Below are 25,387 nucleotides of genomic sequence, written 5' to 3' on the forward strand. Positions count from 1 at the left end.
TGGGAATTGACCGGCGCCGATCTGGCCACGCCGTTGCTCAATCACCCCACGGCGGCGCAGCGTCTGCCCAACGGAAATACCGTGATCTCGAGCTATGGCGCGGCGGAGAACCAGGTGAAGTTGTTCGAAGTCACGCGCGACAAGCAGGTCGTGTGGACGATGACGCTGCCCTGGAAGCATGGCATCCATGAATTCCAGGTGCTCGACACGAACGGTACGCCGCTCGCTATGCCACCTCTGAAATAAAAGGGACGCGAATTTTTTTGGCTCTCCAAACGTCGAGTCCCGGAGCAGACTCATTGCCCCCCGATGAAATATCCCATTCTCAGATTCGCCGTCTTGTTGCTCGCTGCGGTGCCCGTTGCCCCCGCCGCCGATCATCCGCCGACCAAGCCTAACATCGTCTTCATCCTCGCCGATGACCTCGGCTATGGCGATCTGAGCTGCTACAACAAAGCATCGAAAATCCCGACGCCCAACCTTGACCGACTGGCCAGCGAGGGCACGCGCTTCACCGACGCGCATGCGCCGACTTCGGTGTGCACGCCGACACGTTACGCAATCCTGACCGGCCGCTATTCCTGGCGCAGCCGCCTGCAGCGTGGTGTCCTCGGTCCATGGGACAAGCCGCTCATCGCCGCCAATCGGCTCACCGTCGCTTCGCTTCTCCGGCAGAATGGCTACCGCACGGCGTGCATCGGCAAGTGGCACCTCGGGTGGAACTGGCCCACCACGGATGACCAGCCGGCATCGAGCCGGACGAATCGGTTGAGCAACGTGGATTTCACCAAGCCGGTGGCCGGCGGCCCGATCACGCGCGGCTTCGACTATTACTTCGGCGTCGATCTCCCGAATTACCCGCCTTATTGTTTCATTGAAAATGAGCACTCCGTGGGCATTCCGTCCGTGCCCGATTCGGGAGTGAAAGATCTCTTTAATCGTCCGGGGCCGATGGTGCCGGGCTGGAAACTCGTGAACATTCTGCCCGAGGTGACCCGTCGCGCGGTGCAATGGATCGAGGATTCCGCCAAGGCCGGGAAACCCTTCTTTCTCTACCTGCCGCTCACGTCGCCGCACTACCCGGTGGTTCCTGCGCCGGAGTTTCAGGGCAAGAGCCACGCGGGGGACTACGGCGACTATGTGTTCCAGACCGACTGGACCGTGGGTCGCGTGCTCGAGGCATTGCAACGCGCGGGTGTGGCGGAGAACACGCTCGTCATTTTCACCAGCGACAACGGCCCGGAGGTCGTGGAAATCAAACCCGGCGCGTACGACCGCATTCGCGAGTATCAGCACTACAGCATGGGTGAATTGCGCGGCGCGAAACGGGACGCTTGGGAAGGCGGCCATCGCGTGCCGTTCCTCGCGCGCTGGCCGGGTAGGATCGCCGCCGGTGGCGTCAGCGACGAGACGATGTGCCACGTTGATTTCATGGCCACGGTCGCGGCCATGGTCGGCGCGAAGCTGCCGGACAATGCCGCCGAGGACAGCATCAACGTCCTGCCCGCCTTGCTCGGCGAGAAGCACGCCGGCCCCGCCCGCGCGGCAACTGTGCATCACAGCGGCAACGGCAAATTTGCCATTCGCCAAGGGGACTGGGTGTTGATCGATGCGCCCACCGGTGATGACAACGGCAAGAGCGGCGAGCCGCAGTGGTGGAAGGACGAGCGCGGCTACGCGAAACATGACCAGCCGGGCGAGTTGTTCAATGTCCACGACGATCTGGCCGAGCGGCGGAATCAATTTGCCGAGCACCCCGAGCTGGTTCGCGAATTGAAGGCGCTGCTGGAGAAATACAAGCGCGACGGACGCAGCACTCCCGGCGAACCGCAGAAGAATGATGTGCCGCTCCCGGTCGCGAGTGGACCGTTGGCCGAGTAACGGGTCCATCGGGGCGCGGGCGCTCGGCTCGCGAAAATTACTACCGCACCCTGACCCTTGTTGTTCCTCTCCATGATCCGAAAACACGCCTTCTTCCTCGCCGTATTCGTTGCCGTCGCGGTGTCGGGCATGGTTGCGGCGGCTGACGAAAAACCTTCACTCGCGCGCCGCCCGAACATCCTCTTCATCATGACCGACCAACAGCGCTGGGACTGCGTGGGCGCGAACGGCAATACCATCATCAAGACGCCGAACCTCGACCGGCTCGCGGAGCAGGGGGCAAACTTCAGCCATGCGTTCGTGGCTTCGCCCGTGTGCGTGCCATCGCGAATCAGTTTCTTCACCGGCCGTTATGCGCACTCGCACCGCAACCGGGTGAACTACACGCCGCTCGATCATTCCGAAGTGCTCCTGCAGGCGCGGCTCAAGGAGGCGGGCTATCGCACGGCCTCGATCGGCAAGCTGCACTATTTTCCACCCACGGTGGAGGAGGCGAAACGCACGGGGCTCGACATTGTCGAGCTGCACGATGGGGCGTCGTTCACCGATCGGTATTCGGACTATGTGAAATGGCGGCAGGCAAATGACCCGAAGAGCAGCATCGCCAACTACCACACGCTGGCGAAGGACATCGCGCCGGGGAGGAATCCGTTTCGCGCGGCGATCGACGCCCCATACACCGACACCGCGTGGACCGGGGAACGTGCGCGGCATTGGCTCGAGGAGTTGTCCCACGGCACGCAACCGTTCTTTCTTTACGTGTCATTCTGGAAGCCGCACTCGCCTTATGATGTCGCGGCGCCGTACGACTCGATGTACGATGGAGTGGAGATCCCGATTCCGGAAAGCGTGACGGACGACGATCTGCAAACGCTGCCGCTCCCGTTGCAAAAGCTCGCCACGCGCAACGGCCTGGGCGTCCTGGCGCGTCCGCGCGAAAAGGTGGAATGGGCCTACCGCAGCTATTACGGGACGATCAGCCACGTGGATCGCGAGATTGGCTTGCTCCTCGATACGCTCGCGGCCAGCGGTCAGGCGGAGAATACGCTCGTCGTTTTCACCTCCGATCATGGCGATCAATTGTTCGAGCATCACATCACGGACAAGAATTGCTTTTTCGAACCTTCGGTGCGCGTGCCGTTCATGGTGAGCCTGCCGGGGCGGATCAAGCCGGCGCGATACGATCAACTCATGGAGACGGTGGACCTCATGCCCACGCTGCTGGAGTTCGTCGGTGTGCCGGAGCCGCGCGAGTGTCAAGGGCGCAGCTTTGCGCCGCTCATCGCGGATCTCGGCCGCCCGTACACGCCGCACGATGCGGTCTTCAGCGAGAACATCATCCCGGAGGTGATCACTGGCGGAAACTTGAATCTGCCTTTTGAGAAGGGCAAAGGCGTGGATGGCATCCGGCATCCCGACGCCAAGATGGTGCGTACGGAGCGCTGGAAATACTGCTACTATCCCGAGGGCTATGCGGAGCTCTACGACCTGCACGCGGATCCGGGTGAGCGGACCAACCTCGCGGGCCGTGCCGAAGTCCACGCGGTGGAGGAAGACATGCGCACACGCCTCCTCAACTGGCTGATCGACAGCGTGGAGACGGATGAAATCGCCCCGCGCTGGTTGCTGCCGGAAGCGAAGAAATAACCGGGCGCTTGTCGCGTCTACAGGCGCACTGAGCCGTGCATGTCGCCATCATCGGTGTCCGGCGTCGTGCCCGAGACGTAAGCTTTCGCGGCTTCCCACAGATACTTGAAGCGCTTGGCGCCGGTGTTGTCCCAGAATTCCCCGCGCTCGGGGCGCACGGCGATCAGTTCGATGTCCGGATCATCCTTCCCTTTCGGAAACCACACCCGGAATGGCTCCCGCCACAGATGCGCAATGATCTCGCGATCGCCGATCAGGGAGGCGCGCCCGGTGAGAGAGAGAAAGGCGCTGTTGCCATCCTGCGCGATGAGGTGGACCTGCGAATCCATTTCGATTTCGTGGACCTTGGCGGTATCGGCGCTGGTGATGAACCAGAGGCGCCCATTGTCCTCGACTTTGGCGAGGGCCATCGGGCGGGCGTGAAAACCATGCCCGCCCGTATGGGTGACCAGCATGGCGTTTTGAAATTTCTTCAGCAGGCCAATGAAGTGCTCGGCTTGTTCATCGGGAGAGGTGGGGACGTTCATGTAATGGATTCGCCAGTCGCGTCAGCTGTGGATGCTCTCGCAATAGGGTGAGCGCCCTGGAGCCGCCCCGCGCGACACAAAAAGCTATCGAAAATACACAAATGCTTCCCGCGCGTGGTGGAGCGGGCTTTGCTGGCGGCTGCACTTTCAAAACCACATACGCCGCGACGCAAAGGTGTCGCCTCACGCCCCCTATGAACTGGAAACGTCTCCTTCCGCTACTGTTCGCCCTCATCGCGCCGCGATCGGTGATCGCCGCCCCCGATAGGCCGAACATCATCGTCATCCTCGCCGACGACATGGGCTTCTCGGACATCGGCTGCTACGGCAGCGAAATTCCGACGCCGCGCCTCGATGCGCTGGCCGCGAATGGGCTGCGCTTTACGCAGTTCTATAATTCGCCCCGTTGCAGCCCCACCCGCGCGGCGTTGCTCACGGGTCTTTATTCGCAACAGGCCGGGATGGGTTGGCTGGACAACAAGGTCGAGCCGGAATCGCGCGGCTTTCACGGCAAACTACTGCCGCGCTGTGTGACCATCGCCGAGGTGCTGCAGGACGCAGGTTACTTCACGGCGATGGCGGGCAAATGGCATCTCGGCCAGCAGAATGGCACGCCGCCGTGGGAGCGCGGTTTCATGCGCTCTTTGAATTCGCGTTACGGCGAAGTCTATTTTCCCAAGGAGGCCGACCGCCCCGGCACGGAGAGCCTTTTCCTCAATGGGCGCGAGATCCCCAAGGACTCGCCGGAGCTCGGCCACGATTGGTATTCCACCGACCTCTTCGCCACGTGGGGACTCAAGTTCATCGATGAAGCGCGCGCCGAGAAGAAGCCCTTCTTCCTCTACCTGCCGCAAGGTGCGGTGCATTTTCCGTTGCGCGCGCCGGAGGCGGATATCGCCAGGAATCGGGGCAAATACATGAAAGGCTGGGACCAGCTCCGCGAGGAACGCTACGCGCGGCAGATCAAGATGGGCATCATCGATCCCCACTGGCCACTTTCCCCACGCCCCGCCGATTCGCCGGCGTGGGACACCCGCGAGCCCGACAAGCAGCAGCGCTTCGACAGCATCATGGCCGTTTACGCCGCGATGGTGGAGTGCCTCGACCGCAGCACCGGCCTGCTCGTCGATGGCCTCAAGGAGCGCGGCTTGCTCGACAATACGTTGATCATTTTCCTGAGCGACAATGGCGGCAACGCCGAGGGCGGTCCAGCCGGGGCCACGCGCGGCGAAGGGCCGATCGGCGGACCGCAGTCGTACGTCATGCTCGGGATGAATTGGGCGACGCTCGCGAATACGCCGTTTAAGCGCTATAAGCACTTCACGCACGAGGGCGGTATCAGCTCGCCCTTCATCATGCACTGGCCGGCGGGCATTGCCGCCGCGCACCGGGGTACGCTGGAGAAACAGCCCGCGCATCTCGTCGACATCATGGCCACCGCGGTCGATCTCGCCGGCGCCAAATACCCGGAGCGCTTTCATGACAACGAGATCATCCCCATGGAAGGGGTGAGCCTGCGGCCCGCCTTCACTGCCCAGTCGCTGAATCGCAAGCAGCCGATTTTTTGGGAACACGAGGGCAACAAGGCCGCACGGGATGGCCAATGGAAGCTCGTGCAGAAGTGGCGCGGCCCGTGGGAGCTCTATGACATGGCGGCTGACCGCACCGAATTGCACGACGTGAGCAAGGAACACCCGGAAATCCTTTCCCGCCTGCAGGCCTCCTGGGACGGTTGGGCGGAGCGCGCTTTCGTGGACGATTGGAAAGGCCCCGATCACACGGATTGGGGGGCGGACATCAAGGCCAAGCCGGCGGATTAGGTCATGTTTCGCGAATGGTAGGCCTGGGGTGTAGGGCGCGTGTCCCCACACCAGCGAGCCACGCCGATTGGTTCGCCCTTACGGCCCACGTTTAAAAAACTCGCACCTTAAATCGGCTTAAGGGGGCTTAAGGCACCTTAAATCGGCTTCCTTTTCTTCGCCCGGGACTCCGTGGTCTGCATCGGTCGGTGGGTGCGGGCCTCCCGGGAATGCGGCCAATTTTCTCGCACCTTGATTCGGCTTGATTCGGCTTGATTCGCGCCAGCCTTTCCTAGCCCTCCTTTAGTCGCGGAAGCCGCCCAGCTTCCAGGCACTGAAGTTGGCGTCCTTGGCCGGCCGGCCCTCGAAGTATTCCGCCAGGCACTCCTGGACTTCGGGCAGGGTATTGAGCCACTGCACGACGCGCTGGCGGCGTTCGCCGGCGGCGAGGTGTTCATTGAGTTCCTCCCGGATGGCGGACAGGAGTGGGCGCTTTTGCCGTGGCGAAGGTAGTGGGATCGTCGGAGTTCATGCGGAGAAGTGTGGCATGACTTGGCCAAAAAAGTGCATGGCCCCATTGGTTCCATTGGCTCCATTGCGGAAAATTAACTCTGCGCGCCTCAAAACAGGGGCCGTGGGCGCAGATTCCTCCCCCGGACGCGTGCAGGCGTGCCCTCCACCCATGATCACCGCGCTAGGCCTTCAACACCAGATCGAGTTGCTTTTCGTGCAATTGCATATGCATGGCCATCATCCGCAGCCAGTCGCTCGCAGTCAGCGGGCCGAACCAGGGATGGTCGTGAGTGAGCCCGTTCCAATCCGGGCCTGCGGAGGCCTCGAGTTCGCGGCGCAGGTGCCGATGCATGGTGGCAAACTCCTCTCGGACCTCCCCGGGATCGCGTCCCTGCGGCTTGACGGTCGCGGTGCTCACGGTTCGCTCGGGACACTGGCCGTTGGACAACAAAATGGCCATCCGGACCGTTCCGCGACCGGTGATGCAGAGATGCTCCAGCACCATCGATGGCGACCAGAAGCGCGAGCTGTCCTCCAGGCCGCGCAATCGGGGAATCAATTTCGGCGTGGCCAGTTGATCCGGCGACAGCGAGGCGGTCTTGTCCAGCAGCCGCTCCGCCGTTCGCTCGACGTCCGCGAGCGCCGCCTGGCGGGTATAGCGCCGGCGGAGCAAGGGGCGGCCGAAGAGGCGAACGAGCCATGCTTCCAGCGGCGGGAGTCCGGCGCCGGGCGGGGCGAGAGGTGGTGGTGCGATGGGATGACAGGTGGTTTTCATGGGTTTATACTTGCAAGATGCAAGTGAACTTTATTTGGTGGAAACGGTTGCGTTGTGCAAGTAATATTGCCGGATGATTCCCAAGTCCCAGTGGCGCTCTCCCTGTCCGATTGCCTGCACCCTCGACATCATCGGCGATCGCTGGACCTTGCTGGTGGTGCGCGACCTCCTTTTCGGCAAACGCTACTTCGATGAATTCCTTGCCTCACCCGAGGGCATCGCCACGAATATTCTCAGTGCCCGTCTCGCGTGGCTGACGGAACTGAAACTGGCGCGCCGGGTTCCGGCGGAGCATGACAAACGCCGAGTGGCCTATGAACTCACGGATAAAGGCCAGACCTTGAAGCAAGTCTTGCGAGAAACGGCGCGCTGGGGGATGGCGCATTTCCATGGCGAAACCGGGCCCCTGAATCCGGCGGCGGTGCGCCGTGCGACGGGAAGGGCTGCAGGTGGCTGGGTCAAACGAAAGGGGAAGCGCCCCTAATCGACGGACTCCGCCGCCTTCCTCAGATCTGATACTCGGTGCGCAAGTCTCCGACTTGATGCTCGAGCACCGGCCAGAAGTCCCAGTTGTCCACGAAGCTATGGCTGGCATTGACTCCACGCATGTAGGCGGTGGTGAAATCGGCGGGATTGAATGGCGCGCCGGTCGAGACATAAGGCGGCGTGAAGCCGAGCATGGCGATCATCCAGTTGAAGCGCTCCGAATTGCCGGAGGAAAAGCCGGAGACACAATACTCGCCGTTGATTGAAATATCGTAGGCGCAGAGTACGTGGATGAGGTCGTGCCGCACGGTCATGTCCTCGGAGATCCACAGCGGATCGCCCGGCAGCGGCCAGTCGAACTGCGCGTAGAAGCTCCAGAACGCCTTGCCCAAGGAGCCGTCCGGATAGCCTTGGAGCGATTCGTAGCGGGCCTTTTCCTCGGGATCGCCCTCGGAATCCTTGAGCAGCTTCATGAGTTCCTTGTACTGGCCGTCGGGATCGAGGCTGGGGAAGATGTCGCGCCCCATCTTGCGCAGGGCGCAATACTCCATGTTCTGGCTGTGCTTCTGCCGCGCCCCGAGAAAGTCCTCCATGCGGTGCATGTTCTCGCCGAGGGCCTCGATGAATTTTTCGGAGATATACGTTTTGTTGTCCGCGTAAGGCCGCGTGGCGTAGGGCATGAGCGCGATCAATTGCGCGGCGCGTTCCTTGTGCTCGTCGTCGAGGATCGTGGCCGCGAGTTCAGCGGGCTTGATATGAATATTCTGCTCGGCGTCGGTGATTTCGGGGTGGTGCAGGATATTGATCCGCACGCCTTCGAGTAGTTGCGCCTCCTCCGCCGACATCTGCGCGGTGCCGTGCAGCGTGGCGATAGAGCGCAAGGCGCCGAGGGTGGCTTTCGATTGTTCGAGTGTCCAGTTGGTCGGATGAATCATGGTGAGAAAATGTCGGATATGACCGCTTAGGCGGCGTCGATCGCGCTCAGATCGTATTTCGCCGCCATCTTGCCGAAGAGCTCGCGCGCGCGGGCCAGTTCGCTGTCGCGGCTGCGATCCCCATCCGGGAGCAAGCGGGCGAGTTGGCGATGGGCGAGCGCTTCCTCGTAGGGCATCTCGAGCTGAATGGCCGCGGCGAGCCCTTCGCGCGAAAGGCGCACGGCCTGCGTCATGTCGCCTGCGAGTTCGTGCTCCACGCCGGTTAGCAGCAGCCCGCGGGTGTGGCCGATGCGGAAGATCTTCGCGAAGCGCCGCGTGCAGGAACAGGCCTCCTTCGCTTTCGCCATGAAATCGGCGCGTGCCGGATCGCCCTCCGGCGAGAGCCGCCAGCCCTTGAGATAGATCTCCGCCACGGCGGCGTAGGACTCGAGGTTGTAGACGATCGTCGGTGTCACCTTGCTCATCACCGCGAGCGCCTTTTCCGCAAAGGGCAGCGCCTCGACGAAACGCCCGATGCGCATCTCCAGCGCGGCGAGAAGGCCATAGGCCATGATCTCATCCGCGCCGTAGATGTTCTGGCCGAGGTGTTGTTTCAAGTCATTGCCGAGCGAGCGCACGCGCTCGAAATCGCCGAGATTGAGGAGGCTCTCGATCTGATCGAGCATGCCCCACGCTTGCGCCTGGAGGTCGCCCGTGGCGCAGCCGAGATCGTAGACGCGCTGGCCGAGAGGAACCCGGTTGGCGAAATCGCCGCGGTAATGAGTCCACGTGGAAAGCAGGCACGTGCATTCGATCTCTCGCCGCCGATCGCCCACGAGCTGGAAGCCCGCGATCGCTTTCTGAAAATTCTCGGCCGTTTTCTCCCAGCGGCCTTCGCCCATGTAATACATGCCGAGGAATTCACGCACCCGCGCGGTGGTACTTTCGTGGCCGAGGCGCGAGGCGACCTTGAGCGCGGCACTGGCGTAGCGTTCCGCGAAAAAGCGCGACGGCACGAGGCTGGAGGCCAGCGCCATCGTGGCCAGCGCACGGGCGTATTCCGGTGAATCACCGAGGCGCTCGGCTTGCTTCAAGCACTCGAGCGCGGCGCTCAGGCTCGACGTCATGCGGTTCGAGAAAAGGTCGAGCAGGCAGAGCATCTCGTAACTGCCGGCGAGCAGCCGCACGCGGGTCACTTCGGATTCCGGGCACTGCCGTTTGCCCGTGATGCGGCTCAGGATGCGCTGGCCTACCTGGTGGAGCAGATCCTTGGTCTGCGGATTGTCCGGCGCCGGTTGCCCGAGCAGGCGGGCCACTTCGCGGAAGGCCTTCCAGCTATCCTCGATGCGCCCGAGGCCGAAGAACGCCTCCGCGCGCATCACTTCCCAATAGGCATCGCGCACCGCATCGTCCGGCGTGAGTTCGAGGGCACGGGTGAGAAAATTCAGCCCTTCCTGATAGGCGCCATTGTGCACTGCGCGCTGACCCGCGAGGCCGAAGTAATGCCCCGCCTTTTTCTCATCGCCCGCCTGCAGCCAATGGTGGCCCAGCAGCGGCGCGACCGCTTCGAGTCCGGTCGCCTCTTTCTTTTCCAGCGCCGTGGCCACGCGCTCGTGCAAAGTCTTGCGCTGTGCCACGAGCAGGCGGTCGTAGATCGCTTCCTCCACGATGGCGTGCGCGAAAGTGTATTCCGGCTGATCCTGCCGCAGTACCAGTCGTTCATCGCGCAGTACGTTGAGGTTCGTTTCGACCTGCGGCTCGCCCGTCTCGACGGGGAACGCGTCGCGCAACAGCGAAGCGGAAAAGGCGCTACCCACCACGCTCGCCACTTTCGCGGTGAGCTGCACTTCCGGCGCGAGGCCATCCACGCGGCGCATGATGATGCCCTGCACGTTGTCGGGAAATTTGACGGTCGAGAAATCCAGCCCGGCGACCGGCTTGCACTCGTCGCCCTCGATCATCACGAAGCCGTGCTCGCGCAAGGCAAACGCGATCTCGACGCTGAAGAACGGGTTGCCCTGCGACTTGGCCGCGATGAGGTCCGCGATCGGTTTCGCCAGCTTGCGCACGCACAGCCGTTGGGCCGCGAGCGCGATGCAATCATCGCTGCGCAATGGCTCCAGGCGCAACCGCTCCGCTCCCGGCAAATGGAGCAGGGGATCGAGCGCGTGCTCGTGCTCGCCGGTGAGAATGCGCGTGGAGAGCAGCAGGATCAGCGGCTGGACGCGTTGGGCGACGACTGCGGCCACGGCGAGCGAGGCGGAATCCATCCAGTGTCCGTCTTCGAGGATGATGGCCAGCGGTTGTTCCGCCACCGCTTCCGCCACGAGGCTCGCGACGAGTTCACGCGTGTTGTCCGCGCGGATTTTTCCCGCGATCTGCTCGGTGATCGGATTGTCGGGGATGCCGAGGTCGAGAATGTCATTGAGCAAAGGCGCGAGCCGCTCCCACGAGCGCCCGCGGCTCGCCTGGAAGAATTGCTCGCGCCGGTCGTCCAGGCTGCTGGTCTCGGAGAGCCCGAGGAGGCAGTTCACGATGCCCTGCCAGACGAAATACGGCGTCGTGGCGTGGACCGATTCCGCCGCGCCGCGCAATAGCCGCAAGCCTTCGCCGGCGGCCTTCTTCGACCATTGCAGCAGCAGCGTCGATTTTCCAATGCCGGCCTCGCCCTCCAGAATGCCGACAAAACTCTGCCCCGTCTTCAAGTCTGTGATCGCCCGCACGGTGCGCGCGAATTCCTCCTCGTGCCCGATCATCTTCGCCGCGCCCGACGTTTGCGTGACCACGCCCGTAGGGATGAACACGGGAATCGGTTTCGGAATGCCTTTCAACCGCAGCGGCGCCTCGGCGGCAAACTGCACGCGTCCCGCCGCCGCCTGGAAAGTGGCCTCGTCGCACAGGATCTGCCCGTGCGATTGCTGCGCCAGCCGCGCCGCGAGATTCACCGTGCGCCCGATCACCGCGTATTCGCGCCGCGAACCGTCACCCACTACTCCGCAAAAGACCCGTCCGGTCGCGATGCCGTAACCGGCCTCGGGATCGGTCGCCTGCAAGGCGCTGCGGATCGCCGCCGCCGCCTGGGTCGCGCGGAAAGGATCGTCCTCGTGGCTCGCTGGCGGCAGGCCGAAGGAGATCATGAACTTCATGCCCTTCTCGTCCACGTTCGTGCCGCTGATCGTTCCTTCGAATCGGCTGGACGCCTTCATAACGCCCGCAACGATTTCCTGCATGTGCTCCAGCGTCGCCCCGGCATCGGAGGCGCGCAGATGCACGAAGAGGCTCGTCACCGGACGGGTATCTGCCAGCCAGTGTTCGCCCGCATCGTGCAGGAGAAAGCGGACAGGCTTGGGAAGAAACGCTTCCACCAACTCGCGCGGTACGCCGGCCAGGTCGCGCGGTTCTTCGCCCGGCGTCCGCCGCGGCGCCTCCGCCGAGGCAATCCGCACACAGCCTTCACCGACCGTCTCGCCTTGCGCGGCTTGGGCAATGATCTCCCACGCTTCGGGTGAGACTACCACATCGCCCGGCGTCGCCTGGCCTTGCGCCACGCCCATCTGCCGGAAGGGCTCGCCCACCGGCATCATCTCCCAGCGCCCTTCGATGCCGCCGACAAAAAAGACTTCCACCAGCCCCGCGCCAATACCGACGCGCACGCTCAAGGTCACGCCCTCGGTTTTTGTCGAGTTCTGCTGGATCTCCCGCGCACACTGCACGGCCTTGAGCAATGGTTCGTGCAGGCTGCCATCCGGCAACGCCTCCCACGCCACGACCAGCGCATCGCCCGCCATCATCAGCACATCGCCACCGCTGCGGCTCACCGGCCCGAGCATCGAGCCGAAGCAGGCATTGATGATCGTGCTCAGCTCCTCCGTGCCCGCCGCACCCTTGCTCCCGAGGCGTTCGGAGAGGTCGGTGAAACCCGAGATATCCGCAAAAAGAATGGCGGCGGGAAAGCGATCGACATGCGGGACCAGCCCGCCCGCGCCAGACGCCGCAAAGCTGCGCAAGATCCGGCGGGGCACGTACGTCGCGAGGTGTTCCAGTTCGACCATGGGACTCGCAACGTAATTTCCCCGGGCGAAATTGACGATTCCCTTTTTTAAAAATCGATGTCTACGGGCGGCGACACGTCGTCCCGCTCGATCCCCTCGGAAACTCGCTAACTATTCCGACGGCCCCTGGCGAGATAGTGTCTTTTCGAGACATGATCATTTTCCGAGCAGATCTTGATTTGGCATGCTCTTCTTGAACCGTTCGGTTTCCGCTTTCGGAATCGGCATCAGTTCGTTCATGATTTCCTTGAGCTTTGTGCCCTCAAGGCCAACCCAACTGTCGCTGAAATCGGGGTATTCCAATGAGAAGTTACCGCACATCCAGCAGAAACTCGTCTCCAAAATCAGGCGGTAGCCCATCCACACGCGGAGGCCGTGAATTGGGAAATGGCACATAGCGCCATAGCTGTTTTTCTCCACTCCCACGGTTGCCTGGAGCGAAGGCAACAGTTTCTTCATTTCCTCCGCATCCAACGTCTTTGTCTTCAATATCCGCGTCACTTTTTTATAGGGACCAATGGGAAACTGATCCTTGGGAAGGTTGGATTTCCAGTTTGTTGCACTGGTTCCCGTGTAACGCTTGAGGTCAAAGTCGAGCAGGTAGATTTCCATCTTCGTTCCCTCGGCAAGAGACTCGCCCAGCGTTTTCCGGAACGCCGTCTGGGCGCTTTTGATCGTGTCGTAGTAGGAATTTGTAGCGGCATCCAACTTCGAAATCTCCTCGCCCAAACTCGACATGACCAGCAACGTGAGTATGGAGAGAGTTGTCAGGAGACGGGCCAGCGGATGCATGACGGTTTGGGGAAATGGAACGAGGAGGATTGTCTAGGCGATGGACCGGGAGTTGTGAACTTCCAAGTGCCTCTACCCCGCCCGCACCTGTCGCTGGCGATATTCCGCCGGGCCTGCGCCGAGGTGGCGGCGGAAGACGCGGGTGAAGTAGTAGCGATTGGGGAAGCCGCAGTCGGCGGCGATTTGCTCGATGGTGCGGTCGGTGAGGGCGAGGAGTTGGGCGGCGTGGCGGCAGCGGGCTTGCTGCACGTAGATCGCCGGGGTGGTGTCGGTGTGCTCCTTGAACCAGCGGATGAACACGCTCTCGCCCATGATAGCGCGCCGGGCGAGGACGGCATTGGAGAGATCGCCCGCGAGCTGGCTGTGCAGGAAGCGCAGGATCTGGTCGAGCCGCTCGGGTGCATCGGGCGCGATGGGGACATCGAGCGCCGCGAAGGTGCTATGCAAGAGCGCTGCGCCGTGATGATAGAGATGCTGACGGGTGAGCGGGGAATCGGCCGCCGTGCGCGCGGCGATGAGGCTTTCGGTCAGCGTGCGGAGCAGGGAAGTCAGTGGCAGCACCAGCGGGCGCCGGGGAAAGGCGCTGGTCGTTTGCAGCGGGCTGAAGTGCAGCCACAAGTGCGGCGCGCGCGTTTCGCACACGCAATCGAAAGGCGTGGCATCGGGAATGAGCAGCAGGCTGTCGGGAGCCAGCGGGAATGTCTCGCTGCCGAACCGCACGTGGCAGCCGGGCGCGCCATTATGATAGAGGCGCCAGAAGGGGCTGAGCACGCCGGGGTGATTCCAATCCGAGCCCTGCGGGAGGTAGCCGCATTCATGAATGGTGAAGGTGGTGAACCCGAGCCGTGGCGCGTCGCCGAGCCGCACGCCGTGGCGGGTGAAGGGGGATTGGTAGCCGCCTTTGCTGCGTTTGCGAGGCATGGGGAGGTGGGGCTAGGGGACAATCGGAACAAAGCCGCTGTGCAATATCGGATACAGCTAATCAGAGCAAAACTCACCGTCATTAGCGCAGGATAAGATACAACGAAAGCAGAATCCGGCATGGCCTTTTCACTAAGGTTGCGCCACCCTCCGGCTCGTCTCCCGCGAATACCCCATGAACTTCCGCCTGACTCTCCTCGCCACCACTGTGCTCAGCGCTTCCGCCTGGGCAGCGCAGGATGCAGCGACGGCGAACCACGCCGCAGACATGGAGAAGGGCACCGCGCTTTTCAATAGTGACGTCGCCGCGCTGCTCAACGAGCATTGCGTGAAATGCCACGGCGGCGAGAAGGGGAGCAAGGGCGCGCTCGATCTCACCACTCGCGAACTGGCGCTCAAAGGCGGCGATACCGGGCCCGCTTTCGTGCCGGGTAAGTCTGCTGACAGCCTGCTTGTACAGTCGATCCGGCACGAGGACAGGGACCTCCAGATGCCGAAGAAGGCGGACAAGCTGCCCGACGAAGTGATCGCGAAGATCGTGCAATGGGTGGACCTCGGCGCACCCTACGCGAAGCCGCTCATCGCCGGCAAATCCACGCGCGACCGGTCGAAGGTCACGGATGACGACCGCAAATTCTGGTCCTTTCAACCGCTCGCCAAGCCGGAGCCGCCGGTAGTGAAGAACGAAGCGTGGTGCCGCACGCCGATTGACCGCTTCATCCTCGCGAAATGCGAGGAGAAGGGCATCTGGCCGTCGCCGCCCGCGGACAAGGTCGTGCTCATCCGCCGCGCGTATTTCGACCTCATCGGCCTGCCGCCCACACCGGAGCAGGTGGCGCGATTCGAGAGCGATACCGAGCCGAATGCCTTCGAGAAGGTCGTCGATGAACTGCTGGCCAGCCCGCACTATGGTGAACGCTGGGGGCGGCACTGGCTCGATCTCGCGCGCTACGCCGAGAGCCACGGCTACGAACAGGATTACGACCGGCCCAATGCGTATCAATATCGCGACTACGTCATCCGCGCGCTCAATGCCGACCAGCCCTACGATGAATTCGTGCGCTGGCAGCTCGCGGGCGACGAACTTGCGCCCGAAAATCCCGAGGCGTGGAAAGCGACCGGTTTCCTCGCCGCCGGCACGCATGCCACGCAGATCACGCTCAACCAGGCGGAGAAGGAGCGTTACGACGAGCTCGACGACATGGCCGCGACCACCGGCAACGCCTTCCTCGGCCTGAGCGTCGGTTGCGCGCGCTGCCATGATCACAAGTTCGACCCGATCCCCACGGCGGACTACTACCGGCTCATCTCCACCTTCACCACCACGGTGCGCAGCGACTACGACATCGAGGTCAACGCCACGGAATCGCGCGCTCGCCATGCTGCGTGGGAAAAGGACCACGCCCCGCTCACTGCCGCGCTTGCGCAGTGGGAGAAGGACAAGGCGCCCGCGCGTTTCGACGCGTGGCGTGCCGGCACATCGACGCTGCCGCAACCGGCCTGGCTCACCCTGGCCGCAGACAAGCTCGGGATCACCGGTACCTATTACGTTCTCTCCGCGCAGAAGACCCTGCCCGATGGCTCCTATCTCATCGGTGTCACCGCGGGCACGCCGGACACCTACGCGTTCACCACGAAGATCAGCGGCACGAAGCTCTCCGCCCTGCGGCTCGAAGCGCTGCTCGATAAGTCGCTGCCCGGCTATGGACCCGGCTGGTCGGAGAACGGTGGTTTTGGCCTCAGCGATCTCACCGCGACCGCAAAGCTCGCGGATGGCCGGACGAAGACGCTCAAGTTTGCCGGCGACAAGCCCGCCTGGAAATTGGCGAAGGGCAACGGGGAGGCCCGTAAGGTTTTCGCGCTGGCCGAGCCGTTGGAAACCGAAGGTGGTGTCGAACTCACGGTCTCGATGAAGTTTGTCACCGGCAAGGGCCGCGAAAATCTCGGACGCTTCCGCCTGAGCTTCAGCTCGCAGGCGGATGCGCCCGCAGAAGAGGCGCCGTTTCCCTTCAAGAGTTACGCGCTCGCCCGTGAAGTGCCGCTGCGCTCGCCGTCTGGTGACACTTATCCGACCCCACCCGCGCCAAAGCCCGAGCAGGTGGCGGCCCTCAAGCGGCTCTACTACACGACCGATCCCGAATGGCAGAAACTCGCCGAGGCCGTCCGGGCCGACGAACGCGCTCAGCCGCGCGCGCAGTATACCAAGGCGCTGGTCTGCAGCGAGGGCTTGCCCGCCGTGCGCCTGCACACGCAGGGGCCCGATTTTTACGAGAAGACTTATCTGCTCAAACGTGGCGACTTGAACCAAAAGCAGGACGAAGCTGTCCCGGGATTTTTGCAAGTGGTGACCCGCGCCGACGAGTCGCGCTGGGTCACGCCGCCGGCGGCGGACGCGCGCACGCCGATGAAGCGCGCCGCTCTCGCCCGCTGGATCACCGATACCGATGGCGGCGCGGGGCAACTCGCTGCGCGCGTCATGGCGAACCGCGTATGGCAGCATCATTTTGGGCGCGGCATCGTCTCCACGCCCAGCGATTTCGGTGCACAAGGCGACAAGCCCACGCATCCCGAATTGCTCGACTACCTGGCCGGCGAACTCATCCGCGGCGGCTGGCGGCTGAAGTCGCTGCACAAGGCGATCATGCTGAGCAAGGTCTACCAGGAGAGTGCGCACGCGAGTGCCGAGCAGATCGCGGCGGACCCGAACAACACGCTCTTTGCGCATCGCGCGCGCCAGCGGCTCGAGGGCGAAGTCATCCGCGATGCGATCCTCGCCGTGAGCGGCCTGATCGATCCCACGATGTTCGGTCCCGGCACGCTCGACCCGGCGATGAAGCGTCGCGCGATCTATTTCCAAATCAAGCGCAGCCAGCTCCCGCCGATGATGATTGCCTTCGACGGTCCCGACACGCTGCAAAGCATGGGCCAGCGATCGAGCACCACCGTCGCGCCGCAGTCGCTGTTGCTGATGAACAACACGCTGGTCCGCGAGGCGGCCAAGGCGTGGGTGAAGAAACTGGATCCGAAGCTCCAGTTGGCCGCCGTGAATCAGGCCTACGAGCAAGCGCTGGGGCGAAACCCCACCGCCGCCGAAATACAAATCGCCTACGCGTTTTTGAAGATGCAGGGCGACACCTACGGTGACGACAACGGTTCTGGTTCGCAAAAAGCCTTCGCCGATTTCTGCCAGACGCTCTTCGGACTCAACGAATTTCTCTACGTCAACTGAGGCCCTCTCCACGCCATGAAACTTCCCCATCTCTTCGCCAGTCCGCACTCCGGTTTCTGCTCGCGCCGCGACTTTCTCCAGCGCACCGGCGCCGGCGCCGGGATGGTCGGGCTGGCCACGCTCCTCGGGGAGTCGGGTCTGCTGGGATCCAGCGCGCATGGGGCCTCGGCGGGCGAGGCGGTCAATCCGCTCGCGCCGAAGAAGTCGCATTTTCCGGTGAAGGCCAAGTCGGTGATCTGGCTCTTCATGAATGGCGGCCAGAGCCAGGTCGACACGTGGGATTACAAGCCCGCGCTGGAGAAGTACGACGGCAAGGATCTGCCCGGCTTCGACAAGAACACCGGCTTCTTTGTCAACGAAGTCGGCGGCCTGATGAAGTCGCCGTTCGCCTTCAAGCAGTACGGCAACAGCGGCACCTGGGCCTCTGAGATCTTCCCGAATATCTCGAATCACGTGGACGACATGGCGTTCATCCATTCCTGCTTCACGTCGACGAACAATCATTCGCCCGGCCTCTTCCAGATCAATACCGGCATGTCGCGCATGGGCTATCCGTGCGCCGGTGCGTGGGTCACCTACGGGCTCGGCACCGAGAATCAAAACCTGCCCGCCTTCGTGGTCATGTACGACACGCTCGGGCGCGGCCTGCCCAAGGGCCACGCGAGCAATTGGGGCGCGGGCTTTTTGCCCGGCGTCTATCAAGGCACCGCGCTGAATGCCCAAGGCCAGCCGATCAACAACCTCGCGCGCGATGCCGACATGACGGACGCGCAGCAGCGCGCGCAACTCGATCTCCTGCACAAGCTGGACGTGATGAACCTGGAGAAGGAGCAAAAGGACTCGGAGCTCGCCGCGCGCATCGGGAGTTACGAACTGGCCTATCGCATGCAGATGGCCGCGCCCGAGGCGCTGGACTTTGCCAGCGAGTCGGAAGCGACCAAGGCCATGTACGGCGTGGATGAAAAGCGCTGCGGCCATGTGGCCAAGCAGTGCCTCATGGCGCGGCGCCTCGTGGAGCGCGGCGTGCGCATGGTGCAGATCTACAGCGGCGGCATGGAAAACGAACGCTCATGGGACGGCCACAAGGACATCGCGGGCAACCACCGGCAATTTGCTGGCGAGACCGATCAACCCATCGCCGCGCTGCTCACCGACCTCAAGCAACGCGGCCTGCTCGACTCCACCCTCGTCGTTTGCTGTGGCGAATTCGGCCGCCTCCCGCTCGCGCAAAAAGGCGCCGCACCGGGTCGCGATCACAATCCGAACGCGTTCACCACCTGGTTCGCCGGTGGCGGCGTGAAAGGCGGCACGCACTATGGCGAGACGGACGAAGTCGGCCACAAAGCGAGCGTGGACAAAGTGAGCGTGAACGATCTCCACGCCACGATCCTCGCGCTGCTCGGCCTCGATCACGAGAAGCTCACCTATCGGCACACCGGTCGCAATTTCCGCCTCACCGACGTGGCGGGTGAAGTCGTGCACAAGATCATCGCCTAGGTACGCTGTAGTGAGCGCGCTGGACGTGGCCGCCGTCCGTGCTTAGCTTCGCGCAGTTTTTCGCCTACGCCGTGCCTTCTTTCCATCGCGACCAACTCCATATCTGCCTGAGCATTTTGCTCATGGTCGCGCTGACCGCGGTGGGATGCGCGGATCAGACACCGGACCCGGGCGTAGGGGGCAAGAATCTGCAATTGCACCGGGAGGCGCAGTTCGTCATGTCGGCCCCCGCGCTCGAGATCAAGACTGGCGCGCGCAAGGCCGCATCGTCATGGAGCGGGTGTGTCGAGTGCCTGACGGGACATGCTTTTGAATATGGATCCGCGATCTCCTCGCGACGGCCCGACGGGGAAGGATCCCCGCAAATGCGGCTGGCGGATTTGCGGGCGTTGCGCGGACGTGCGCCGCCGCTGGAATAGCGGATTCACGCGTGCCGGACTTCGGTCCGGCGGAGCAAGCCGCGCCTCGTGGAGTGCGATGCGCGCCGACGGTCTTTCCGGCCGCCCCGGCTTTCCGTGTCAGCAGCGTGCCGGGCTGCACATCACCTTACTATTTACCTATGAACACGCATGCTGTGCCGGATCTTCCCGTCAAAGCAGTGATCTGTACGATCTATGGCACGCTCCTCGAGTGCGGTCCCGCTCCGGCGGACGCCGAGGATGCGTGGACGCGGCTCTGGCGCGAAAAGCTGCGCCGCCCGCCGCGCACCACGCTGGCCGAATTCAACCGCGCGGCCGATCTCGCCTTCCAAACCGAAGCGAATATCCTCAGCGTCCGTGGCGTCGAAAACCCCGCGCCCTACTGGCCCGCCGTCGCCGAACTGCTGCTGCCCGAGTTGCGCGATCTCTCCGCGCAATCCGCGGCGGATTTCCTCTACACGCACGCCCAGCTTCGCCGCTCCGTGCAACTCCTGGCCGCCGCCGGCTCCACGTTGCGTACGCTGGAGTCCCGCGGCGTCCTGCTCGGTCTCATTTCCAATGGCCAGCCGCATACTCCGGTGGAGCTCGCGCTGGCCCTCCACGCGCCCTATGCGCCGGTGGAGTCGTTCATTCCCGTGGCGGCAGCGCACGGCGTCTTCGCGGCCGATGGGCCGGCGCGCGAGTTGGAAATCTTCACTCCGCCGCTGTGCTTCTGGTCCTATTCGCACGGCTTCGGCAAACCCAACCTGCACGCCTTCCAACATGTGGCCACGCGGCTCCGGGCGCGCCGCATCGGGGCCGATGAAGTGCTGATGGTCGGCAGCGATGAAGCCGGCGATTTGCAGCCCGCGCGGCGATTTGGCTGGCGCACGTGGCTCGTTACTGCGGACGCTCCGCGCCGGCCCAATACAGGAACGTGGCTCGACCTGGCACAAATGCTCGGTCTGCCGCCATTGCCCGCAGAAGCCGGAACCACTGCCCCATGCACGAGCTAATTCGCGATATCACCATGTGCATTGCGGCGGCGTGGCTGCTCGGGCTCGTCGCGCAATTCCTTCGTCAGCCGATCCTGCTCGCCTATCTGGCGGGCGGCTTCGCTCTCGGGCCGGCCGGCTTCAAGTTCATCGAATCGGCCGAGAGCATCTCGGCGATCGCGGAACTCGGGCTCATCCTGCTGCTCTTCATGATCGGCCTGGAGATCGACTTGAAGAAGATCCTCAGCGCGGGCCGCTCCATCACCCTCACCGCGCTGGTGCAGATTCTCTCCGGCGTGATCCTCGGCGTGGTCTTCTTCCGCTGCCTCGGCTTTGGGCTGGGTGGAGGGCAATGGGACGCGCTCTACCTCGCCATCGCCGGCGCGTTGAGCAGCACGGTCATCATCGTGAAAGTGCTCTACGACAAGCAGGAGCTCGATACGCAGACCGGTCGCGTGACGCTGGGCGTGCTCGTGTTGCAAGACTTGGCAGCGATCCTCTTTCTCGCCGTGCAGCCCAATCTCGAGCATCTCGCGCCGGGCATCCTGCTCCTCTCGCTCGTCCGGGTGGTGGTGCTGATCGCCGCGACGCTGGCCATCAGCCGCTACGTGCTGCCGGCGATCTTCCGGCGCGTCGCGCGCTCGCCGGAATTGATGCAGGTCGGCGCGCTCGCGTGGTGCTTTCTCGTGGGGGAACTCGGCGAACGGCTGCATCTCTCGCGGGAAATGGGCGCGCTGGTGGCCGGCGTGGCGCTCTCGACCTTTCCCTATGCCCTCGATGTCACGGCCAAGGTCACGAGCCTGCGCGACTTCTTCATCACGCTGTTCTTCGTCGGTCTCGGTATGCAGATCCCGGTGCCCACGGTCTCGCTGGTCGGTTGGGCGCTGGTGTTTGCGGCCTTCGTGGTCCTCACGCGCTGGATCACCGTCTTCACCCCGCTCTATTTCATGCGGCAGGGGCTGCGCATGAGTCTCATCCCGGCGATCAACCTCAGCCAGGTGAGCGAGTTTTCGCTCGTGGTGCTGGCGCTCGGCCTGCAGGCCGGCCATCTCGGGCACCCCGCGACCACCGGGATGGCCTCGCTGGCTTTCACGTTGCTCGCGGCGCTCTCGACCTTCGGCATGGCCAAGTCCGATGGCCTGGCGCGCGGCCTTGTCCCCGTCCTCAAGCGCGTAGGATTGCGCGACCTGGATAGCTGCGGCGATGACATCCATGCCGAGGGCGGGGAGGGCCACGGCAGCTCGAAGATCATGTTCCTCGGCTTCTTTCGCACGGCGAGTTCGCTGCTCGAGGACATGCAGTGCCATGCACCGGATCTCATGAAGGAGGTGGCGGTCGTCGATTTCAGTCCGGTGGCGAGGGCCGGTCTCATCGCGCGGAAAGTGCGCATCGTCTATGGCGACATCAGCCAGCGCGACACGCTGATGCATGCCGGCGTGGAGAAAGCCGAGGTGCTGGTTTGCACCATTCCCGATTCGCTGCTCAAGGGCACCTCCAACGAACGCCTCGTGCGTTTGTTGCGCAGCCTCAATCCCACCGCAAAGATCATCGCCACGGCGGAAGTGCTGGGGCAGGTTGCGGTGCTCCTTGAAGCCGGTGCGAACTATGTTTCCGTGGCGCGTCTTCAAGAGGCGAGTGACTTGCTCGAGGCCGTGCGGGCGGCGACCAAGGGCTTGCTCGAGCAAAAACAGATGGATCTCGCGAGTGCCCTCGCGACCCGGCGGGAAGTCATGGATTGAACCCTTCGCCTATTGCGTGTCACGGCATCCCGCTCCACAGTCCCCTCATGATTCGCCCCATCGCTCTCCTCTCTCTCGTCGTCGCGCTGACGGCTCCGCTGCTCGCCGCCGATCCGGTCCCGGCGGCCGCCACGGCTGCCGTTTCCGCGCCGAAGAACATCTCCGTCGACGATGCCGACAAACTGCTCAAGTCCGATCCGAAGGTCGTCGTGCTCGATGTGCGGACGCCGGATGAATTCAAGACCGGGCACATTCCCGGCGCGAAGAACCTCGATTTCTTTGGCGACGATTTTGCGAAGCAGATCGCTACGCTCGACAAGAGCAAGACCTACGTCGTGCATTGCGCGGCGGGCGGCCGGAGCGCGCAGGCTTGCAAGGTGATCGAGAAGGAGCAGTTGCCGTCGGTCTATCATCTCAATGAAGGTTTCAAGGCTTGGGAGAAGGCCGGGAAGCCGGTCGAGAAGTAGCGCGGCGCCGGGGCAGGGTGAGGCCCGGCAACCAGGCGCCTTCGAGCATGACCTTTTGCGGGAACGGCTGGCGGCCAAATTCGTGGCGTTGCAATTGGGCGGCGACGAAGTCGACAGCGGCGCTGCCCAGGGCTTCGGCGCTCTGGACGACGCCGGCCACGTCGATCATCTCTGGCTCCCGAGCCAGCGAGACGAAAGCGATCTTTTGCGGGACGCGCAGCCCGGCGGATTCCAGCAACCGCCGCTGATCGCCTTGCAGATAGATGGCGACGTCCGCGCTGCGACTCTTCAGCCAGGTGGAGGTGGCCGCCCGATCATCGATGTCGCCGAGAAAGATCAGCCGGGAGCGTTCGCGGCTCGGCGCCGGGCTGTGGACGAGATAACCGGCGCGGAGTCGACCCTGGGTGCGGCCGTCGATGGATGGCGAGAGGAGTAGTGCCGGTCGGCGATAGCCCGCCTTGCGGATGTGGCGCAGCGCAAGATGGATGAGTTGGAAGTGGTCGAATTGCACGCGGGCCAGGCCGCGATTTTGCAGCGAGCTGCCGAGCAGCACGGCGGCGAAACCGGCGACATCGAAAGAGAGGCGGGGCAGGGGAGGTTCGGTATCCGGGGCGAATAGGATGCCGCGAATGCCGCGGGTCTGGAGGACGGTGCGGAGGCGGGCCGCCGTCATGCCGCCGGCGCGCAGATGGAATTCGTCGAGCCGGTAGCCGAGATGCTCGGCGCGGGCGCGAGCGTGGTCGCGCCAGGGCACAATCAGCGGGAGAGGTTTTCCGCTCGGATGCGTCCAGACGAAGGCGAGGTTTTCGCGGTAGTCGGAGGCGCGTCGCTGGCGCAGCGCCTTCATCACCGAGCCGAGCGCGGGATTGGTCCGGTAGCCGAGTTTCTCCGCCGTCGTGCGGATCCGCTCGGCGAGTTGCGGGGAGACACCGCGCTGATTACGCAAGGCGCGCGAGACCGTCATCTTGGAGACGCGACACGCCTTGGCCACCTCTTCGAGGGTGTGTGCACGTGGGCTGGTCATGATGGAAAAGTTACAGTAACGTGGATTGCGAATGGAAGCGGCGAAGGCGACGGGCTATTTGTCTGCACCCGCCTGTTTCCAAGTTCACTCCATCCCCCTCTATGAGATCGTTCCTCCTGGCCTGCCTCACCCTCGCCGCCTCCAGCGCACTGGCGGCTGACGCCCTGCTCGTCGAAGCCGAAAGTTTCAAGAACCCCGGCGGCTGGTCGCTCGACACGCAATTCATCGAGATCATGGGCTCGCCGTATCTGCTCGCGCACGGCCTTGGCCAGCCGGTGAAGGATGCCACGACCACCGTCACGTTTCCGAGCACGGGCCAGTATCACGTCTATGTCCGCACGAAGGACTGGGTGGCGCGCTGGAAAGCGCCCGGCACTCCCGGGAAGTTTCAAGTGGCGGTGGATGGCAAAGCACTCGCGGAAACCTTCGGGACGAAAGGCGCGGATTGGGCCTGGCAGGATGGCGGCACCGTGGAAATCACCAAGCCGGAAACTGCCCTCGCGCTGCATGATCTCGCCGGCTTCGATGGGCGTTGCGATGCGATCTATTTCACCAAGGAAAAGGGCGCTCCGCCGGATGACGGGGAGAAACTCGCCCCATGGCGGCGCAAGGCGCTCGGTCTCCCGGAGAAGCCCATCGACGCCGGCAAATATGATTTGGTCGTCGTCGGTGGCGGCTATGGCGGGATGGGCTCGGCGATTTCGGCGGCGCGCATGGGACTGAAGGTGGCGCTGATCCAGGACCGTCCGGTGCTCGGTGGCAATGGTTCCAGCGAAGTGCGCGTCTGGGCGATGGGCGGGATCCGGCGCGGCCTGTACCCGAATCTCGGCGAGATCGTGGAAGAGTTTCAGGACAAGGCGAAAGCCTCGCCGGGCACGAAGGAAGAATTTGGCGACGACCGCAAGGAAGCGGTGGTGCGGGCGGAAAAGCACATCACGCTCTTCCTGAACAACCATGTGATTGCTGCCGAGATGGGGGACAAGACGCATATCGCCGCAGTGATCGCGCTCGACACGACCACGAGCCAGCGCCGCCGATTTGAAGGCAAGCTCTTCGTCGACAGCACCGGCCACGGCACGCTGGGCGCCTTGTCCGGCGCGGAATTGACCGTGCGCGAGACCGAGCATCTCGGCATGAGCAACATGTGGCGTTGGGACACGACCGATACGCCGCAGGCTTTCGCACCGATCACTTGGGGACTCGATCTGGAGATGGAGGATTTTCCGTATCCCCGCCGCGGACATGCGGAATGGTTTTGGGAAGGCGGCTTCAATGTGCATCCTATTGCGGGGCTTGAAGCGACGCGCGACTGGAATCTGCGCGCCATCTACGGCGCGTGGAATGCGATGAAGAACAAAGGCGGCAAGGACGAGCACGCCAACGCCAAGCTCGAATGGGTCGCCTACATCGGCGGCACGCGCGAATCCCGCCAGCTCATCGGCGACGTGGTGATGACGCGCGAAGATGTCGAAACGAAGAAGGCTTTCCCGGACGGCACGGTGCCGACCACGTGGGACATCGATCTGCATTATCCGAAAGAGCAGTACGCGCAGAAGTTCCCCGAGAATCCGTTCATCTCGAAAGCGCAGATGGACAAGGCGGTGGACCGCCAGCACGGCTATCCCGCGCCTTATCGGTGCTTCTATTCCAAGAACATCGAGAACCTGTTCATGGCCGGCCGCGACATCAGCGTGACGCACGAAGCGCTGGGCACGGTGCGCGTGATGAAGA

At 63.4% G+C, this 25,387-nt stretch carries 18 protein-coding genes and 1 pseudogene; 12 read left to right on the plus strand and 7 right to left on the minus strand.

Annotation, left to right across the window (positions count from 1 at the left end):
- The 3 genes and pseudogenes from ABJF10_RS12780 to ABJF10_RS12790 form a co-directional block, all read left to right on the plus strand.
- A pseudogene (locus ABJF10_RS12780) lies at positions 1–246 on the plus strand (hypothetical protein); the annotation flags it as partial.
- Between the two features lie 63 nt (positions 247–309).
- Positions 310–1,881, plus strand: a complete 1,572-nt coding sequence (locus ABJF10_RS12785; protein ID WP_348544965.1) for an arylsulfatase — start codon at positions 310–312, stop codon at positions 1,879–1,881.
- Positions 1,882–1,953: 72 nt separating this feature from the next.
- Positions 1,954–3,528, plus strand: coding sequence for a sulfatase-like hydrolase/transferase (locus tag ABJF10_RS12790; protein WP_348544966.1), 1,575 nt, complete (start codon positions 1,954–1,956; stop codon positions 3,526–3,528).
- A gap of 17 nt (positions 3,529–3,545) precedes the next feature.
- Here ABJF10_RS12790 and ABJF10_RS12795 read toward each other — a convergent pair whose 3' ends face one another.
- Positions 3,546–4,055, minus strand: coding sequence for a pyridoxamine 5'-phosphate oxidase family protein (locus tag ABJF10_RS12795; protein WP_348544967.1), 510 nt, complete (start codon positions 4,053–4,055; stop codon positions 3,546–3,548).
- 194 nt (positions 4,056–4,249) lie between these two features.
- Between ABJF10_RS12795 and ABJF10_RS12800 the strand changes: the two genes are divergently transcribed.
- The gene (locus tag ABJF10_RS12800) at positions 4,250–5,875 is read left to right on the plus strand and encodes an arylsulfatase (protein WP_348544968.1); all 1,626 of its coding nucleotides are present in this window, start codon (positions 4,250–4,252) and stop codon (positions 5,873–5,875) included.
- A gap of 673 nt (positions 5,876–6,548) precedes the next feature.
- On the opposite strand, the gene ABJF10_RS12805 is transcribed toward ABJF10_RS12800, so the two are convergent.
- Complete coding sequence (locus tag ABJF10_RS12805; protein WP_348544969.1) at positions 6,549–7,142, minus strand: DinB family protein; 594 nt, start codon at positions 7,140–7,142, stop codon at positions 6,549–6,551.
- 73 nt (positions 7,143–7,215) lie between these two features.
- Here ABJF10_RS12805 and ABJF10_RS12810 point away from each other — a divergent pair, with 73 nt between their 5' ends.
- The gene (locus tag ABJF10_RS12810) at positions 7,216–7,626 is read left to right on the plus strand and encodes a helix-turn-helix domain-containing protein (protein WP_348544970.1); all 411 of its coding nucleotides are present in this window, start codon (positions 7,216–7,218) and stop codon (positions 7,624–7,626) included.
- A gap of 22 nt (positions 7,627–7,648) precedes the next feature.
- Here the strand turns inward: ABJF10_RS12810 and ABJF10_RS12815 are convergent, their stop codons facing one another.
- From ABJF10_RS12815 to ABJF10_RS12830, 4 genes are all read right to left on the minus strand, one after another.
- Entirely contained in the window at positions 7,649–8,563 is a 915-nt protein-coding gene (locus ABJF10_RS12815) for a hypothetical protein (RefSeq protein WP_348544971.1), read from the minus strand.
- A 26-nt stretch (positions 8,564–8,589) separates the two neighbouring features.
- Positions 8,590–12,594, minus strand: a complete 4,005-nt coding sequence (locus ABJF10_RS12820; RefSeq protein ID WP_348544972.1) for an adenylate/guanylate cyclase domain-containing protein — start codon at positions 12,592–12,594, stop codon at positions 8,590–8,592.
- A gap of 156 nt (positions 12,595–12,750) precedes the next feature.
- Positions 12,751–13,386 carry a hypothetical protein gene (locus ABJF10_RS12825; protein ID WP_348544973.1) on the minus strand — a complete coding sequence of 212 codons (636 nt, stop codon included), beginning with the start codon at positions 13,384–13,386 and terminating at the stop codon, positions 12,751–12,753.
- A gap of 72 nt (positions 13,387–13,458) precedes the next feature.
- Entirely contained in the window at positions 13,459–14,307 is an 849-nt protein-coding gene (locus ABJF10_RS12830) for an AraC family transcriptional regulator (protein ID WP_348544974.1), read from the minus strand.
- 175 nt (positions 14,308–14,482) lie between these two features.
- Between ABJF10_RS12830 and ABJF10_RS12835 the strand changes: the two genes are divergently transcribed.
- From ABJF10_RS12835 to ABJF10_RS12860, 6 genes are all read left to right on the plus strand, one after another.
- Entirely contained in the window at positions 14,483–17,536 is a 3,054-nt protein-coding gene (locus ABJF10_RS12835; protein WP_348544975.1) for a PSD1 and planctomycete cytochrome C domain-containing protein, read from the plus strand.
- 15 nt (positions 17,537–17,551) lie between these two features.
- A complete protein-coding gene (locus ABJF10_RS12840; RefSeq protein WP_348544976.1) occupies positions 17,552–19,033 on the plus strand; it encodes a DUF1501 domain-containing protein in 1,482 nt (493 codons plus the stop codon).
- A gap of 71 nt (positions 19,034–19,104) precedes the next feature.
- Complete coding sequence (locus ABJF10_RS12845; protein WP_348544977.1) at positions 19,105–19,452, plus strand: hypothetical protein; 348 nt, start codon at positions 19,105–19,107, stop codon at positions 19,450–19,452.
- Positions 19,453–19,592: 140 nt separating this feature from the next.
- The gene (locus ABJF10_RS12850) at positions 19,593–20,447 is read left to right on the plus strand and encodes an HAD family hydrolase (protein ID WP_348544978.1); all 855 of its coding nucleotides are present in this window, start codon (positions 19,593–19,595) and stop codon (positions 20,445–20,447) included.
- Positions 20,435–22,165, plus strand: coding sequence for a cation:proton antiporter (locus tag ABJF10_RS12855; protein ID WP_348544979.1), 1,731 nt, complete (start codon positions 20,435–20,437; stop codon positions 22,163–22,165). The genes ABJF10_RS12850 and ABJF10_RS12855 overlap by 13 nt, the downstream gene beginning before the upstream one ends.
- Before the next feature lie 47 nt (positions 22,166–22,212).
- Positions 22,213–22,632: a rhodanese-like domain-containing protein gene (locus tag ABJF10_RS12860; protein WP_348544980.1), complete on the plus strand. Its 420-nt coding sequence runs from the start codon at positions 22,213–22,215 to the stop codon at positions 22,630–22,632.
- Here ABJF10_RS12860 and ABJF10_RS12865 read toward each other — a convergent pair.
- Positions 22,592–23,656, minus strand: coding sequence for a LacI family DNA-binding transcriptional regulator (locus ABJF10_RS12865; RefSeq protein WP_348544981.1), 1,065 nt, complete (start codon positions 23,654–23,656; stop codon positions 22,592–22,594). The genes ABJF10_RS12860 and ABJF10_RS12865 overlap by 41 nt on opposite strands.
- 101 nt (positions 23,657–23,757) lie before the next feature.
- Here ABJF10_RS12865 and ABJF10_RS12870 point away from each other — a divergent pair.
- Positions 23,758–25,387 (plus strand): FAD-dependent oxidoreductase (locus ABJF10_RS12870; protein WP_348544982.1); only part of this gene is annotated, 1,630 nt, incomplete at its 3' end.

Origin of the sequence: Chthoniobacter sp., from assembly GCF_040003245.1 — a bacterium.
Taxonomy (GTDB): domain Bacteria; phylum Verrucomicrobiota; class Verrucomicrobiia; order Chthoniobacterales; family Chthoniobacteraceae; genus Chthoniobacter.

Excerpts from the sequence above, each read along its gene's own strand:
- ABJF10_RS12785 (WP_348544965.1), top strand. The coding sequence starts at position 310 with ATGAAATATCCCATTCTCAGATTCGCCGTCTTGTTGCTCGCTGCGGTG.
- ABJF10_RS12790 (WP_348544966.1), top strand. The coding sequence starts at position 1,954 with ATGATCCGAAAACACGCCTTCTTCCTCGCCGTATTCGTTGCCGTCGCG.
- ABJF10_RS12795 (WP_348544967.1), bottom strand. The coding sequence starts at position 4,055 with ATGAACGTCCCCACCTCTCCCGATGAACAAGCCGAGCACTTCATTGGC.
- ABJF10_RS12800 (WP_348544968.1), top strand. The coding sequence starts at position 4,250 with ATGAACTGGAAACGTCTCCTTCCGCTACTGTTCGCCCTCATCGCGCCG.
- ABJF10_RS12805 (WP_348544969.1), bottom strand. The coding sequence starts at position 7,142 with ATGAAAACCACCTGTCATCCCATCGCACCACCACCTCTCGCCCCGCCC.
- ABJF10_RS12810 (WP_348544970.1), top strand. The coding sequence starts at position 7,216 with ATGATTCCCAAGTCCCAGTGGCGCTCTCCCTGTCCGATTGCCTGCACC.
- ABJF10_RS12815 (WP_348544971.1), bottom strand. The coding sequence starts at position 8,563 with ATGATTCATCCGACCAACTGGACACTCGAACAATCGAAAGCCACCCTC.
- ABJF10_RS12820 (WP_348544972.1), bottom strand. The coding sequence starts at position 12,594 with ATGGTCGAACTGGAACACCTCGCGACGTACGTGCCCCGCCGGATCTTG.
- ABJF10_RS12825 (WP_348544973.1), bottom strand. The coding sequence starts at position 13,386 with ATGCATCCGCTGGCCCGTCTCCTGACAACTCTCTCCATACTCACGTTG.
- ABJF10_RS12830 (WP_348544974.1), bottom strand. The coding sequence starts at position 14,307 with ATGCCTCGCAAACGCAGCAAAGGCGGCTACCAATCCCCCTTCACCCGC.
- ABJF10_RS12835 (WP_348544975.1), top strand. The coding sequence starts at position 14,483 with ATGAACTTCCGCCTGACTCTCCTCGCCACCACTGTGCTCAGCGCTTCC.
- ABJF10_RS12840 (WP_348544976.1), top strand. The coding sequence starts at position 17,552 with ATGAAACTTCCCCATCTCTTCGCCAGTCCGCACTCCGGTTTCTGCTCG.
- ABJF10_RS12850 (WP_348544978.1), top strand. The coding sequence starts at position 19,593 with ATGAACACGCATGCTGTGCCGGATCTTCCCGTCAAAGCAGTGATCTGT.
- ABJF10_RS12855 (WP_348544979.1), top strand. The coding sequence starts at position 20,435 with ATGCACGAGCTAATTCGCGATATCACCATGTGCATTGCGGCGGCGTGG.
- ABJF10_RS12860 (WP_348544980.1), top strand. The coding sequence starts at position 22,213 with ATGATTCGCCCCATCGCTCTCCTCTCTCTCGTCGTCGCGCTGACGGCT.
- ABJF10_RS12865 (WP_348544981.1), bottom strand. The coding sequence starts at position 23,656 with ATGACCAGCCCACGTGCACACACCCTCGAAGAGGTGGCCAAGGCGTGT.